13 protein-coding genes are annotated in these 12928 nt (G+C 69.7%); 7 read left to right on the forward strand and 6 right to left on the reverse strand.

Features of this window, described 5'->3' with window-relative positions; all coding sequences use genetic code 11:
• Nucleotides 1-46: 46 nt before the first annotated feature.
• From C8E96_RS32630 to C8E96_RS32640, 3 genes are all read left to right on the forward strand, one after another.
• Entirely contained in the window at nt 47-532 is a 486-nt protein-coding gene (locus C8E96_RS32630) for a toxin-antitoxin system HicB family antitoxin (protein ID WP_091371118.1), read from the forward strand.
• Nucleotides 529-1410 carry a DUF4097 family beta strand repeat-containing protein gene (locus tag C8E96_RS32635; RefSeq protein ID WP_091371116.1) on the forward strand — a complete coding sequence of 294 codons (882 nt, stop codon included), beginning with the start codon at nt 529-531 and terminating at the stop codon, nt 1408-1410. Before C8E96_RS32630 ends, C8E96_RS32635 begins: the two co-directional genes overlap by 4 nt.
• Nucleotides 1411-1614: 204 nt before the next feature.
• Nucleotides 1615-2892, forward strand: coding sequence for a PucR family transcriptional regulator (locus tag C8E96_RS32640; RefSeq protein WP_091371114.1), 1278 nt, complete (start codon nt 1615-1617; stop codon nt 2890-2892).
• A gap of 147 nt (nt 2893-3039) precedes the next feature.
• Here the strand turns inward: C8E96_RS32640 and C8E96_RS32645 are convergent, their stop codons facing one another.
• The 3 genes from C8E96_RS32645 to C8E96_RS32655 all read right to left on the reverse strand — a co-directional run bounded on the left by C8E96_RS32645 (nt 3040) and on the right by C8E96_RS32655 (nt 7676).
• On the reverse strand, nt 3040-5352 hold the full coding sequence (locus C8E96_RS32645; RefSeq protein WP_176926724.1) for an ATP-binding protein: 2313 nt from the start codon (nt 5350-5352) through the stop codon (nt 3040-3042).
• Nucleotides 5353-5511: 159 nt separating this feature from the next.
• Nucleotides 5512-6732 (reverse strand): winged helix-turn-helix domain-containing protein, encoded by a 1221-nt coding sequence (locus tag C8E96_RS32650; protein WP_228769716.1) that lies wholly within the window; start codon nt 6730-6732, stop codon nt 5512-5514.
• On the reverse strand, nt 6729-7676 hold the full coding sequence (locus tag C8E96_RS32655; RefSeq protein WP_091371109.1) for an EamA family transporter: 948 nt from the start codon (nt 7674-7676) through the stop codon (nt 6729-6731). Before C8E96_RS32655 ends, C8E96_RS32650 begins: the two co-directional genes overlap by 4 nt.
• 198 nt (nt 7677-7874) lie before the next feature.
• Here C8E96_RS32655 and C8E96_RS32660 point away from each other — a divergent pair, with 198 nt between their 5' ends.
• Together C8E96_RS32660 and C8E96_RS32665 are read left to right on the forward strand one after the other, a co-directional pair.
• A complete protein-coding gene (locus C8E96_RS32660) occupies nt 7875-8432 on the forward strand; it encodes a GNAT family N-acetyltransferase (protein WP_091371107.1) in 558 nt (185 codons plus the stop codon).
• A 60-nt stretch (nt 8433-8492) separates the two neighbouring features.
• Nucleotides 8493-9002 (forward strand): YqaA family protein, encoded by a 510-nt coding sequence (locus C8E96_RS32665; RefSeq protein ID WP_091371105.1) that lies wholly within the window; start codon nt 8493-8495, stop codon nt 9000-9002.
• On the opposite strand, the gene C8E96_RS32670 is transcribed toward C8E96_RS32665, so the two are convergent.
• Together C8E96_RS32670 and C8E96_RS32675 are read right to left on the reverse strand one after the other, a co-directional pair.
• Complete coding sequence (locus C8E96_RS32670; protein ID WP_324187458.1) at nt 8970-9269, reverse strand: DUF397 domain-containing protein; 300 nt, start codon at nt 9267-9269, stop codon at nt 8970-8972. The two genes, C8E96_RS32665 and C8E96_RS32670, sit on opposite strands and share 33 nt — an antisense overlap.
• The gene (locus C8E96_RS32675; RefSeq protein ID WP_091371101.1) at nt 9181-10056 is read right to left on the reverse strand and encodes a helix-turn-helix domain-containing protein; all 876 of its coding nucleotides are present in this window, start codon (nt 10054-10056) and stop codon (nt 9181-9183) included. The genes C8E96_RS32670 and C8E96_RS32675 overlap by 89 nt, the downstream gene beginning before the upstream one ends.
• Nucleotides 10057-10166: 110 nt before the next feature.
• On the opposite strand from C8E96_RS32675, the gene C8E96_RS32680 reads away from it, so the two are divergent.
• Nucleotides 10167-10907: a class I SAM-dependent methyltransferase gene (locus tag C8E96_RS32680; protein ID WP_091371099.1), complete on the forward strand. Its 741-nt coding sequence runs from the start codon at nt 10167-10169 to the stop codon at nt 10905-10907.
• A gap of 62 nt (nt 10908-10969) precedes the next feature.
• Nucleotides 10970-11512 carry a carboxymuconolactone decarboxylase family protein gene (locus C8E96_RS32685; protein WP_091371455.1) on the forward strand — a complete coding sequence of 181 codons (543 nt, stop codon included), beginning with the start codon at nt 10970-10972 and terminating at the stop codon, nt 11510-11512.
• Here C8E96_RS32685 and C8E96_RS32690 read toward each other — a convergent pair.
• Nucleotides 11500-12912: an MFS transporter gene (locus C8E96_RS32690; protein ID WP_228769715.1), complete on the reverse strand. Its 1413-nt coding sequence runs from the start codon at nt 12910-12912 to the stop codon at nt 11500-11502. The two genes, C8E96_RS32685 and C8E96_RS32690, sit on opposite strands and share 13 nt — an antisense overlap.
• Nucleotides 12913-12928: the final 16 nt, after the last annotated feature.

Below are 12928 nucleotides of genomic sequence, written 5' to 3' on the forward strand. Positions count from 1 at the left end.
CATCGACTTCCTTGACCGACATCACAAGTGGTGTCATGGTGGTGTCATGGACCTGAACCCGTACCTCGCAGCTCTGCGTGACGACCTGGCCACCACAGCGTCGGCCGGCGACGAGACCATGCGGCGCGCGGCGGCGGTGTTGGCCGCCGCCATCGAGCCCGCTGCCCGGCTGGCCATGATGAACGCCCTGTCCGACCTCGCCGCCGAGGTGACCGCGGCGCTGCCCGATCATGTGGTGGATATCCGCTTGGACGGGCGCGATGTGCGTGTCGTCGTCACCGAGACGTCAGGTGACACCAAGGAGACACCACCGCCGCCGCTGCAAGACGGCGGCGATATGAGCCGGATGACGCTGCGCCTGTTCGAGGAGCTCAAGGCGAAGGCCGAGCAGGCCGCGAACGCCCAGGGCGTGTCCCTCAACACCTTTGTCCAGCAGGCGCTGCAGGGCGCGCTGCACGGCAAGGCGAGGGGCGGAGACAGGGGCAGGCACAAGACCGACGGCTCACGAGTGCAGGGCTGGTACCGGGGATGACCGACACCCAGCCGGTCGCCGCGCGGACGTTCGACGCGGACGGACCGATAGAGATGACAGTGACCATCGGCGCCGGGGTCATCGAGGTGCGCCTGGTCGACGAACCGGGTGTCGCGGTGAGCGTGCGGCACGCGCCGGACAGCGGGAACCCGTGGGTGGAGGGCCTGTCGAACCTGGTCACGTGGTTCAGCGGCCAGCTCGGTGAGCAGGCGCCCGCCGACGTGCCCGGTGAGGCGGTGCGCCAGACGAAGATCGAGTTCGGCGGCGGCAGGCTGACCGTGCGCACACCGCACCAGGCGAGCCTGCGTGGCGTGCCGGTGGCCGTGTCCATCCGCGCCCCACTCGGCTCCCACCTGACGTCACGCTCCGGCGCGGCGTCGATCACCGTGACCGGGCAGGCGGGCCGGGTCGAGGCGGCCACCGCGGGCGGCGCGATCGACGTCGAGGCGGCCGCGGGCGCCCACTTGACCACGGGTTCCGGCTCGATCCGGGTCGGCCGGTCCGGCTCGGGTCTGCGGGCCCGCACCAGTTCCGGCGCCGTCGAGGCGACCGAGATCGCGGGGCCCTCGTCGGTGTCCACCGGCGGCGGCGACGTCTGGCTCGGCGCGGTGACCGACGACGTCCTCGTGCGCACCGGCACCGGCGACATCACGGTCGCCGACGCCGCGTCGGGTCAGCTCGAACTCACGACCGGCTCCGGCGACCTGCGGGTCGCGGTGCGCGCCGGGTCGGTGGCCGAGGTCGACCTGTCCTCCGGGTCGGGCGAGGCCCGAAGCGACCTGCTGCTGTCGGACGAGCGGCCGGATGATCCCTCCGCGCTGCGTGTGCACGGCCGTACCGGCTCCGGTTCCGCACTCATCACTCTCGCAACTCTCTGAATACGGATGACTCCGTTCCGCTCAAAGTCCGAGGCCACGACCTGCGACGTTCGGATCCGATGATCATGGTTTTGCTCGAAAACCGACAGTTAGGGCCCGTAGACGGTGGATATAGGTACGTAGGTACGTAGTTCTGACGATGTAGTACGTGTCACCCGGAAGGCATCGTGATCTCGCGGGCAACGATGCAGGCTGGAGAGGCACATGGGACTTCAACACGGGTTGGTCAGCGACACCCCGGCGCAAGCGTCGACAGTCCGACGGGATGTGCAGGCGCGGTGGTCGCCTTCGGTTCAACGGGAGGCGGTCGCCGGGTTCCGGGCACACGCGGGCCGAGTGGCCATGGCGATCATCGCCGAGGTCCGGCGGGCCGTGCCCGATTTGGCGACACCGTTGGCGGGGCCGATCGGCGGGCTCCTGCCGTCGGCGATCCAGGCGGTGATCCTGCGCGGTATCGACACAGTGCTCGCGCCGCGGTCGACGTCGGACGACTGGACGGAGATGTTCCGCGGCATCGGCGCCATGATCTACGGCGCGGGCTGCCCAGCGGACGCGCTGCCCAAGGCGTACCAAGCGGGCGAGCGGGTCATGTCCGAGCAGATGCGCACCTACGGCCTGGCGAACTCGGTGTCCGCGCAGGCGATCACCGTCCTGACCGGCGCCGTGGCGCGACAGGTCGACCGGCTGCGCGCGGTGTCCCTCGAGGGTTACGAGACCGCCCGGTCCACCTCCACCGACACCATGGCCGACCGCCGCGCCCGGCTGCTGCGGCTGCTCCTCGACGAACGCACCTCCGACGTCAACGTGATCACCGATGAGGCGCACGCGGCGCGGTGGCGGGTGCCCGAGGCGATCGTCGCCGTGGCACTGCGCTGCCCGCAGGGGCCGAGTGTCCCCGGGCAGGGTCCGCTGGGCACGGAGATCCTCGCCGACCTCGACGGCGCCCGGCCGTGTCTGGTGATCGCGGCCGACGGCGTCGACCACGCCGCGCTGGCCAAGTCGTTCCCCGGCTGGCGGATCGCGGTCGGCCCGCCGGTCCCGATCACCGCGATCCGGTCGTCGCTTCGGGTGGCGCGCAAGGCGATCGAGCTGTCCGAGCGTGGGCTGATCACCGACGGCCCGGTCGTCGACTGCGCCGAGAACGGTCTGGCGCTGGCCTTGTTCTCCGACGACTTCCTGATCGAGCAGCTCGTCAACCGGCGCCTCGCGCCGCTGAACGACCTGACGCCCCGGCAGCGGGAGCGGATGCTGGTGACCCTGCACGAGTGGCTCGCCTTGCGTGGCCGCGCCGGTGAGGTGGCCGACCGGCTGGGCGTGCACCCCCAGACCGTGCGCTACCGCTTGCACAAGATCGAGGAGCTGTTCAGCGACCAGCTCAGCGACCCGCGGGCCCGCTTCGAACTCGAACTGGCCGTCCGCGCCGAACTCCTCCGCACCGCCTCCAAACTGTCAGACGACGACACAGTCGAAGAGGCCTGCTAACCACCTCGCGAGTCGCCCCGCCAAGCAAGTGAGTCGCCCCTCCGGGCAAGTGAGTTCGACATTCGTGGCAGCGAACGTTGAACTCAGTTGCCGGAAGGGGCGACTCGTTTGCCTGGCGGGGCGACTCGCGGGGTGTGAATGTTGGACTCAGTGTTCTGAATGTTGGACTCGCGAGATCCAGGCGGCGATTTGGGCGCGGTTGCTGAAGCCGAGTTTGGTGCGGATGTGGTCGATGTGGGTCTCGGCGGTGCGCAGGGAGATGACCAGGGCCTTGGCGATCTCCTTGTTGGTCATGCCTTTCGCGACCAGTTCGGCGACTTCGCGTTCGCGCTTGGTCAGCCGCGGCTCGTCCGACTCCGGGGCGGGGCGGGTGATGTCCTCGCCCAGGGCGTAGGAGACGGCGGTGTCGGTGGGGAGTTTCGTGCCCACCATGAACTCCGCGCCCGCGACCTCGATGCCCAGCGCGGCGGTCGTCAGCTCCATGTCCCGGCGCATCCCTTCGGCGAAGGCGACATAGTTCGTCGGCGAGGCGCCGACCAGCTGGAACACGGTGACGGACGCGCCGAACAGCCGCGCCGCGCGGCGGTACTCGCCGCGGTGGACGGCGCACCCGGACAGGACGTTGAGACTGAACCCGAGGATCACCCGGTGGTCGACCTCGCGTTGCAGCCGCAGCACTTCCAGGCCCGCCTCAAGCGACCGCTCGTACTCCCCGTGCAGGTACTCCGCGGCGCTGAGCGACCACAGTGCCCAGCACTGGAACGTCGCCTCACCAAGGGATGCGCACCGGTCGGCGCAGGCCCGCATGACGGCCCGGCCGGTCTCCAGGTCGCCCGTGAGACTCACCGCGAGGCCATGGTTGAAGGTCGCCCACAGCTCGCCGCCAAGATCACCCTGGGCGACGAAGGCGTCCAACGCCCGGCCGAACAACTCGGCCGCCTTCTCGCCCTCGTTCGCCATCAGCGCGGCATAGGCGTGGACCTGGTCGGCGTACGCGCGGGCGCTGGCGTCGTCGATCCGCTCGGCCACCTCGGATACCTCGGCCAGCCGCGCCGCGTAGGCGTCCATGTCGCCCTGGACGAGGGCGAGGAACGCCTCGACCCACGCCGCGGCGGCCCACTCCGGGGTGTCGGGCGCAGCGGCGGCCAGCAGCCTGCCCGCCCAGATCCGGCCCTCGGTGAGACCGCGGATGAGCCAGTAGTCCCGGATCTCGGTGACCATCCGCAGCCCGACCGACGCCTCGGCGGGATCGCCGAGGCAGAAGTCGAGCGCCTGTCGGAGGTTGGCGTGTTCCTGGTCGATCTTCTGGACGAGCGCGAGCTGCCCAGGACCGATCCACTTCGCGCCGAAGTCCCGGGTGACCTCTCGGCACCAGTCGCGGTGCCTGCGGCGCAGCGTGGTGAGGTCGCCGTCGGCGCGGAGCCGGTCCTCGCCGTACTGCCGCAGCGTCTCCAGCATCCGGAACCGGACCTGCCCGTCGTGCTCCTCGCGCAGCAGGATCGACTTGTCGATCAGGCTGTCGAGCATGTCGAGCAGGTCGTCGCAGGTCAGGTCGTCGCCGCAGCACACGGCTTCGGCGGCCTCGAGGTCGAAGCCGCCGGGAAACACCGCCACGCGCGCCCAGAGCAAGCGTTCCTGCTCGGTGCACAGCTGGTGGCTCCAGTCGATCAGCGCCTCGAGCGTCTCGTGCCTGCTCGGCGTGGCCCGGTTCGCGCGGGTGAGCAGGGTGAACCGCTTGCTGAGCCGGTCGGCGAGCTGGCGCACCGACAGCGACCGCAGCCGGACCGCGGCGAGTTCGAAGGCCAGCGGCAGGCCGTCGAGCGAGCGGCACAGCTGGATCACGGCGTCGACGTCGTCGTCGGTGATGGTGAACGACGGCACGACCGCTGTCGCGCGGTCGATGAACAGGCGCACCGCGTCGTACTGGTACACCGCGGCGGCGGACTCACCGAGGTCCGGCACGGCCAGCGGCGGCACCGGCATGACGTGTTCGCCCCCCACGCCGAGCGACTGCCTGCTGGTGGCGAGGATGACCACGTCCGGGCACGAGATCAGGATGGCCTGGGCGAAGTGGGCGCTCGCCTCGATCAGGTGCTCGCAGTTGTCGAGCACGAGCAGCAGCCTGCGGGCGCGCAGGAAGTCGACGACGAGATCGATCGGCGCCCTGGTCGAGCGGTCGCCGAGGCCGAGCCGGTCGGCGACCGTGTTGACCAGCAGTTTCGGGTCGTGCAGATCGGCGAGGCCGACGAAGACCACGTCGTCGAAGGAAGCCCGGGTGGAGGTGGCCACGCGCATCGCGAGCCGGGTCTTGCCGACTCCGCCCGGTCCGGTCAGGGTCACCAGCGGCGCGATTCCCAACAGTCGCTTGACTTCGCGGATCTCGTCACCGCGGCCTACGTAGCTCGTGACCTCAACCGGAAGTCGATCTCCGCTGAAACGTGCGGCGACTGCGATCGACACGCTCACTCATCACCTGCCCAGCACTCAGTGCACCAACGTCCCGTTTCATCCGTTCGCCCCGACGGAGGTCCGATCTTGCCGCACGGCCGGCGCGATCAGCCGCACCACCTCGTCACTTGCTCCAAATGTGACATTAGCCGGACTCGGAGTAATAGGCTACTAGCCAGTACGCAAGGCGGCGCTCAGGTCGCCCCTCGCGCCCACCCGGACCTCGTCGAGTTCGAGCCAGGCGGCCATCGTGCGCAACTCGGCCATGAGCTCACCGGCGACCCGAGCGGTGTCGGCACCCGGTTCGGCGAACGCGCCCTGCACGAGTAAGGCCCCGTTGGCGCGGTCGGCCTTGAGGTCGACGCGGCCGACGAGTTCGCCGTCGAGCAGGAACGGGAAGACGTAGTACCCGTGGATACGCTTGGGCTCGGGCACGTAGATCTCGATGCGGTAGCGGAAGCCGAACATCCGCTCGGTGCGGTCGCGCTCCCAGATCAGCGGGTCGAACGGGCACAGCAGCGCCCGCCCGGTGACCTTGCGCGGGGTGCGGGCGTCGACGTGCCGGTAGGCCTGGTGGCGCCAACCCTGGACCGTCACGGCCTCCAGCAGCCCTTCTTCCACAAGCTCGGCCACGGCTTGCTGGGAGCGGGCGGGCTGCAGGCGGTAGTAGTCCCGCAGGTCCTTCTCGGTGCCGATGCCGTGCGCGACGGCGGCGCGCAGCATCAGCTGCCGGGCCGCTTCCTCGTCGGAAACCGGTGCGGCGCCGAGGACATCGGGCGGGAGAACGCGCTCAGGCAAGTCATAGAGCCGCTGGAAGCCGCGCCGGGTGCCGGTGGTCAGCTCGCCGACGGCGAAGAGCCACTCGCAGGCGTGTTTGACGTCGGAGCGGTTCCACCAGCCGCCCTTGACCTTCGGGACTATCGCGCCGCCCAACGCCGTCTCCAGCGTGCCCGCGCCGACCGGGCCGAGTTCCTTGACCGCGGCCAGGACGTCGTCGATGAGGCCGGGCGCCTTGGCCGTCATGCGTTCCAGGTGGTGGATGTAGCGGTGTTCGTAGCGGCGCATGCGCCACCGCAGCAGCGGCCAGTCGGCGACCGGGATCAGGCTCGCCTCATGCGCCCAGTACTCGACCAGGAGGCGGGGTTTGCGCGCTGTGTGCGTCCAGGCGGCGTCGTCGACCAGCGCCGGGTGGTAGGCGCCGAGGCGGGAGAAGACCGGCATGTAGTGCGCGCGGACCGCGACGTTGACCGAGTCGAGCTGCAGGAGCTGGACGCGGGAGAGCACCTTGGCGAGATGGCGTCGGGTGGGCGGGCCCGTGGGCCGCGCGTCGGCGAAACCCTGTGCCGCCAGGGCTGTTCGCCGGGCGGCCGCGGCCGTGATCGTCTCGCTCACCGTTTCACCTCGCACGGTTCCGGGATACTGCCGGCAGGCACCGACACTTCCGGCGCGGGCCGTTCGGCGCGGACCACCAGGACGACCGCGACCAGCACGATCAGGCCGCCGCCGAGCTGCGCGATCCCGAACCGCTCGCCCGCGAAGAGGAAGCCGAGCAGGACGGCGATCACCGGGTTCACGTAGGCGTAGGTGGCCACGGTGGAGACCGACAGGCGGCCGAGGACGTAGACGTAGGAGCTGAACGCGAGCAGCGAGCCCGCGAGGACGAGGTAGATCCACGCGGCCCAGGAGCCGGTGGTGATCTCGGCGAGGTCGAACCGCTCCCCCATCACCGCGCCGGACACCGCGAGCGCGACGCCACCCGCCACCATCTCCACGGCAGAGAGGGCGAACGGGTTGGCGGGCAGCGGGAGCTTGGTGGTCAGCACGGTCCCGACCGCCCAGCCGAGCGCGGCCAGCAAGACCAGCCACGGCCCGAACCAGGCCGCGCCGTGGGCGCCTTCGACCGGGCCCCCGAGAACCAGGACGGCCAGCCCCACCAGCCCGACCGCGACGCCGATCAGCGTGGTCCGGGAGGGCCGGTCGCCCCAGATCCGGCGCAGGATCACGACGTAGATGGGCACGGACGCCACGAGCAGGGCGGCAAGACCGGAGGCCACGTGCTTCTCGGCGAGGACGACCAGGCCGTTGCCCATGGCGGGCAGGAGAAGCCCGATGAGGACGGCCGACCCGAACTGCGCCTTGGTCATCCGCAGCGCCTTGACCCCCGCGAAGATCACGACGAGAACGCCGAGGACCAGGCCGGCGGCGAGGAAGCGGGCGCCCGCGGAGAGGAGGGCGGGCATGGACTCGACGGTGAAGCGGATGGCGAGGTAGGTGGAGCCCCACACCACGTACACGACACCGAGGGCGGCCCACGCGAACCAGGACTTGGACGACATGGCCTCACCCTCGCACGAACCACCGACATTTGTATGCCGGTTATTTGTCGTTGACCCGGCCTTTGCGGCAACACGCTCGGACGGTCGGACATTCCGCCTGGAGTCTGCCGGGGCGCTGTCGATGACTCTTGCGGGTTTCGGCCATGGCGCCGGCAGCCCGACGGGGAAGGCGGATCGGCGAGCCACTAGGTTGCCGCCATGGCTGATGCCACGGTTCGTCCCGCCGTACCCGCCGATGTCGACGAGATCGCCCGGATCCAGGTCCTCACCTGGCAGGCCGGGTATTCGGGCATCCTCCCCGCCGAGGTCCTGGCCGCGCTCGACCCCGCCGACGCGGCGGCGCAGTGGCGGCAGACGATCGAGCAGGGGCCCGCGACGGTGTTCGTCGCCCTCGAAGGCGAGTGGATCGTCGGGTTCTGCAGCGCGGGGGCCTCGCCGGAGTCGGAGTCGGCCATGGCCAACGACCTGCCGCCGGAGGACGCCCAGACGGTCGCGTTGATCGGCACGCTGCTGGTCGAGCCGCGCTGGGGTCGGCGTGGGCACGGAGGCAGGCTGCTGGTCGCGGCGGCGAAAGCGGTGCGGGCCGCCGGGTTGACGCGCGGGATCTGCTGGGTGCCGGAGGCGAACCAGTCGCAGGTGAGTTTCTTCACCCGCGCCGGGTGGGCGCCGGACGGGGTCGTGCGCACGCTCGACGCCGGTGGGCGGCCCTTGCGGGAGCTGCGAATGTCCGGGTCACTGGACCTGAAGCTGGCCTGACGGTCACCCGGTTGAGGTACCGTCGACGACGGCCTCGTTTCGAGTGGGGGACTTTCCTTGGTGCTGCCTTGGCTCTGCGTGACGTTCTGCGTCGCGTTCGGGTCGGCGCTTGTCCCTTTTGTCAGCATTGAGGTGTTTGTCCTGGCGCTGATGACGCAGCGGCCGGGGATCTCGTGGGTGGCGCTCGGCGCGGTCGTGGCCGTCGCGCAGGTCGCGGGGAAGCTTGTCTACTACTACGCCGGGCGTGGGTCGATCCACCTGCCCGCGTTCCTGCACCGCGCACCCAAGCCGATGACGCCGACCCGTTTGCGCTGGCAGCTGCGCACGAAACGGCTGCGCGGCTGGGTGGAGAGCGTCAAGGAGCGGTGCGAGCGGCACCCGCACTGGATGTTCGGCACCTACGGGGTGAGTTCGGTGGTGGGGCTGCCGCCGTACATGGCGATGACCGTGCTGGCCGGGTTGGTGCGGATGCCGTTGCACACGTTCGTGTCGGTGGGGCTGGTCGGCCGGTTCGTGCGGTTCAGCGCGCTGGCGGCGTCACCGGCGGTGTTCGCCGGATGGTTCCTGTAGGAGCAAGGCCCACGCCGACGGAGTGAAGTCGAGCCGGCCCGCATCGGGGTTCTTGGAATCCCTGATCCCCACCGTGTCGGCGAAATCGACCTCCACGCAAGCCCCGTTGTCGCCGCTGTAGGAACTCTTGCGCCAGCGGACCTCAACGCAATCGCCGTTGTCTCCGCTGAAGCTGCTCTTACGCCACGCCGTCCCCATGACTGCCCGCTCCCGGTCGGTCGTACTCACTTGCGAGGCTCGCAAGCATCGACCGTGATTGTTCCGCATGGAGCGCGACTGCGGCGAGTCCGCCGAGGACCAGCCAGTAAGTGGCGATATCCCTCGAACTCTCCAGGAACAGACTGCGATTCTGGGTTTCCAGACAGACAACGGGCTGATGGTCAGCGAACTGCATCAGGCGGAACGGGCCGCCCAATCCCGCGTGCGCGCCGATGCTGGCCGGGATAACCCGGACCTGGCAGAACGGCTGAGAGGTCATGAACAGCAGGTGGAGCATCTGCTCGTGCATCACGGCCGGGCCGCCGACCGGCAGCCGGAGCGCGTGCTCGTGGATGTAGAAGGTGAACTCTGGCGGGTTCTTTCGGCGCATCAGGATCTGCCGATCCATCCGTGCCTGCACTCGCGGCTCGATCCCGGGCTCCGGGATCAGGCCCGACTCCCGCATCATCGCCCGGGCGTAATCCTCGGTCTGGAGCAGCCCATCGACACGGTTCAGCTCTAGCGCGAAGACGGCGGAAGCGGTGGTTTCGTGTAGCGCCAAAGTGCGCAGTTGGTCCGGTAGGCGTTCGCCGTGGTGGCGGAGGAAGGAGCCGTGCTCGTCCTCCCCACCGCACAGCGCGATGATCCGGTCCAGTTCCCTCGGCGTGACCCGGCAGTACGCCAGGTAGATCGCCGCTTCCACCTCACTGCACGAAGTCTTCCCCGACTCCACCCGCGAGATCTTCGACTCCGACCAGCCGATCGCGTGCGCCAACTCGGAAGCCTTGAGCCCCCGGAACTGACGCACCCGCCTCAACTCGTCGCCCAGTTCGCGGCTCCGCACCGTCGCATCCATACGGGCACGCTAGCGGCCTCGCCCCACGAAAACTCCCTGAAACCGCTGGTACCACCGGAAAGAATCACTGAAGCGCCGTGCTTGCATCGCGCGCAAGACATACTGCGATCGTGACGACCTACGACACCATCGGTGCCACCTACGCCACCACGCGCAAGCCCGACCCCCGCGTCGCGGCCCAGATCCACCAAGCCCTGGGCGACGCGACGACCGTGATCAACGTGGGCGCGGGAACCGGGTCGTATGAGCCGCCACAAACGGTTCTCGCGGTCGAGCCCAGTTCGGTGATGATCGCCCAGCGCCCGCCGGGTTCGGCTCCCGTGCTGCAAGCCTGCGCCGAGTCCATCCCGCTCGCCGACGACTCGGCGGACGCGGCGATGGCGCTGCTGACCGTGCACCACTGGACCGACCTGGCCGCCGGGATCGCCGAACTGCGCCGCGTCGCCCGCGAGCGGGTCGTCATCCTCACGTGGGACCAGACCGTCACCCGCGCGTTCTGGCTGCTCGACGAGTACCTGCCCGAGGCGATCCCGCTGGACGACGCCCGCGCGGTGCCGATTGATCGGCTGGTGACCATGCTCGGCGGCGCCCGCGTGGAAACGGTTCCGGTCCCCCATGACTGCACCGACGGCTTCGGTGCCGCCTACTGGCGCAGGCCCGAGGCGTACCTCGACCCGGTGGTGCGGGCCGGGATGTCCATGCTGGCCCAGACCGGCGAACCCGCCCTCCAGCCCGGCCTGGCCCGCCTGGCCGACGACCTCGCCACCGGCCGCTGGCACGACAACCACGCCGACCTGCTCGCCCTGGACACCCTCGATGCCGGCTACCGCCTGCTCATCGCGGACCTCTGAGTCGCGCAAACCCATGAATCGTTCACTGCCCAAGCCGATCACGGGTCGCTAGCGTGCTCACCATGGCGCACATCGACCTTGGCATCGACGAGTCCCAGTTCCCCGGCATCACCGGGCCCATGCGGTTTCGGCCCGAGACCGGCAAGCCGCTCATGGAGTTGGCCGAAGTCCTGTTGCGTGGACCGCATTCGCTGACCGCGGGCGAACGCGAGCTGATCGCGGCGTACGTCTCCGGGCTCAACGAGTGCAACTTCTGCTGCAACTCGCACTCCGCGTTCGCCGCCGCCCAGCTCGACGAGGGAATGGCGCTCGTCGACCAGGTTCGGGCGAACCTCGATGAGGCGCCGGTGTCGGAGAAGCTGCGCGCTCTGCTGCGGATCGCCGGTGCCGTGCAGGAGACCGGCCGCAAGGTCACGTCCGAGCTTGTCGAGGCGGCGAGGACCGAGGGTGCGACCGACGTCGAGATCCACGACACGGTGCTGATCGCGGCGGCTTTCTGCATGTACAACCGCTACGTCGACGGCCTCGCCACCCTGACGCCCACCGACCCCGAGCTGTACGCCCAGTCGGCTCAGCGGATCGTCGAGCACGGCTACATGAGCTGACCCCGCCGGTCGCGGAGGAAGGCAGCCACCAGCAGTCCGGTCAGCACACACAGGCCCGCGTTGACGAAGATCGCCGTGCTCACACCGTCCAGCACGGCCGCGGGGCTGTCGTCGCCGTGGGCGCGGGCGGTCACGATCGCGCTCATGATCGGGATGCCCATGGTGATGCCGACCTGTTGGCTCATCGTGGCCAGACCGGTCGCGAGGCCCTGTTCGCCGTCCGGCAGGCCGGAGGTGGCGGTCACCATGAAGCCGACAATCGCGACCAGGTTGGCGACACCGCCGGCGAAGGTCAGCACCAGCAACGGCAGGACCCACGCCGACGTGGTCCCGAGAAAGGCGAGCGGCAGGGTCGCCGCGGCCTGCACGCCGAACGCGGTCACGATCGCGCGCTTGGTCCCGACGCGGGCGATGACCTTCGGCGCGATCACCCCGCCCACGACTGTCCCGATGCCGAGCACGGCAAAGGACAGGCCGGTGGCGAGTGGTGTGTAGCCGAGGACTTTCTGCAGGTACAGGGTCAGCAAGAACACCAGCGACGTCTCGGTGACGAACGCCAGCAGACCGGCCAGGTTGCCCCACGCGACGGTGCCGCGACGCAGGATGGCCACCGGCACCAGCGGCTCCGCCACACGCTGCTCCACCAGCCAGAACAGGCCGAGCAGCACCACGCCCACGGCCAGCGCGCCGAACGCGCGCGGGTCGCTCCACGAGCGCTCGCCCGCGGTGGTCAGGCCGAACACGATCGCCAGCAGACCGAGTGTCACGGTGACCGCACCCGGAACGTCGAGCCGGGCCCGCCGCTCGGGCTTGCTCTCCGCCAACACCGTGGGCGCGGCGATCAGGACGAAGGCCGCCACCGGGATGTTGATGAAGAACGCCCAGCGCCAGCTCAGCAGGTCGGTCAGGAGGCCACCGAGGATGGCGCCGGTGGTGAACCCGGCCGCCATCAGCGCGCCGTTGAGTCCGAGTGCCTTGTCCCGCAACGATCCTTCGGGGAAGGACGTGGTGAGCAGCGACAGGGCGGCCGGGGTGACGGCGGCCGTCGCCAGCCCTTGGGCAACGCGGGCGGTGAGCAGCAACGCGGGGGTGGTGGCGAGGCCGCCGATCAGGGAGGCCACGCCGAGCAAAGCCATACCTGCCAGGAAAAGCCGCCGCCTGCCGAAGAGGTCGGCCACGCGGCCGAACAACAGGGTGAAGCCCGCAGCGCACAGGGCAAAGGCGGTGGCGATCCACTGCAGGTTCTCCAGGGAGAACCCGACCTCCGCGCCGATCACCGGGAGCGCGACGTTGAGGATCGAGAAGTCGACGGCGAGGGTGAAGCTCGCGGTGAGCAGGAGAATGAGCGTCAGCCGTTGGCGCGAGGTCATGAGCGCGGGCGCAGTGTCCACAATGGACATCGTGGTTTCCTTTCAA

The organism is Actinokineospora alba (assembly GCF_004362515.1).
Lineage (GTDB): Bacteria > Actinomycetota > Actinomycetes > Mycobacteriales > Pseudonocardiaceae > Actinokineospora > Actinokineospora alba.